Below are 1,042 nucleotides of genomic sequence, written 5' to 3'. Positions count from 1 at the left end.
CCCCCGTCACCGGCGGGTTGGTGGTGGGCGGGGTAGTGGTCGGCGGAGTGGTGGTGGGTGGCGTGGTGGTCGGCGGGGTGGTCGTGGGCGGCGTGGTGGTCGGCGGGGTCGTGCCGCCACCGAACTGCACGTCGCTGCAGTGGTAGTACGACTGGTCGAAGTGGCTGGCCTGCCAGACGGTGAAGATGATGTGCCGGCCGGTGCGGCCGGGCGCGTTCACCGGAATCTGGATCGACACCCCGTCGACCTCCCGCTGCCACTGCGACGCCGGCGTGTAGCCGATCTGGCCGACCAGTTCCAGGTCGGACCAGGCCAGCGGCTTGGTGAGCGTGTCCACACCCTGCCGGGTGGCGTACACCCGGAGGTAGTCGGCACCGTGGCTGGCCTGGTCGAAGAACTTCAACTGGAAGCTGTTGGGGACCGGGGTGGTCCGCCAGGCACCCAGGGTGTCGAGGGCGTTGTAGCGACCGCCCTCGGCACGCCCGCCCGAGCAGAGCTGGCCGTTCGGCACGGCCGCCTGGTGGTTGCCGCCCACCCCCTCGCGGAGTTGGCCGTTCCAGTTCCACATGGCGGCCGGGTTGGCCTGCCAGGCCTGCCAACACATCGGGTCCTCGGTGGCCATCCGCGGGTTCATGTGGTCACCGCCCCAGCGTTCCCAGCAGCCGTAGGCGCGGGACCCGGGGTTGACCGTGGCGCCGTGCGCGGAGACGGGGTTTGTCAGCGCGGTGGTGAGCAGCAACAGGGCGACGGCCGCGACGGCCAGCAGCCAGGCAGCGCGTGGTGATCTGAGTACGTTCGACATGGAGCTCCCCAAGGGAATCGTCAGTTCGCGAAAGCGCCCGGACGCTCGGGAGTTGCCTCTCCCGTGGTCGATCTGCGTTGCCCCTGTGGTGTTGGCTCCGAGCGAAGCGTGCCACGGAGCATCGGCGTACGTCAACGCGAGAAGCGCTCTCCGGAGCGGGCCTCCGGCACCACCACCAGCCAGGTGCCGGCACCCCGCCGGGCTACCGGGTGCCGCTGCCTGACCTGCCGGCTGCCGCTC

At 70.7% G+C, this 1,042-nt stretch carries 1 protein-coding gene; it reads right to left on the bottom strand.

Annotated features, from left to right (window positions below; genetic code table 11):
• On the bottom strand, positions 1-802 hold an 802-nt coding region (locus Vse01_RS29160), incomplete at its 3' end, for a lytic polysaccharide monooxygenase auxiliary activity family 9 protein (RefSeq protein ID WP_204019290.1).
• Positions 803-1,042: the final 240 nt, after the last annotated feature.

The sequence above is a fragment of the Micromonospora sediminimaris genome (assembly GCF_016863575.1).
Lineage (GTDB): Bacteria > Actinomycetota > Actinomycetes > Mycobacteriales > Micromonosporaceae > Micromonospora > Micromonospora sediminimaris.
This window is presented reverse-complemented; position numbering and strand designations above follow the sequence as displayed.